Origin of the sequence: Streptomyces sp. NRRL WC-3618 (assembly GCF_001280005.1) — a bacterium.
GTDB lineage: Bacteria > Actinomycetota > Actinomycetes > Streptomycetales > Streptomycetaceae > Streptomyces.
Map to the genome: position 1 here is coordinate 1 of NZ_LGDW01000396.1, position 251 is coordinate 251.

The following is a 251-nucleotide window of genomic DNA, read 5'->3' on the forward strand; positions in this document are numbered from 1 at the left end:
GTGCCGCGTCGTGCGGGTGTGTCGTCGTTCGGTGTCAGTGGGACGAATGCCCATGTGATCGTGGAGCAGGCGTCGGTGGCGGAAGTAACTGTCTTCGCTGGAACGGACGTTCTGTCTACTGCGACGCCGTGGTTGGTGTCGGGGCGGAGTGCGGAGGCGTTGCGGGCGCAGGCCGGCCGTCTGCGTGAGCATGTGGTGGCGCAGACCGAAGTGGACTCGGTGGACGTGGGTTGGTCGTTGCTGTCGGGCCG

Annotated in this window: 1 pseudogene; it reads left to right on the forward strand. The window is 66.5% G+C overall.

The features are described from left to right. Window positions 1-54: 54 nt before the first annotated feature. Window positions 55-251 (forward strand): annotated as a pseudogene (locus ADL01_RS27485) (polyketide synthase); the annotation flags it as partial.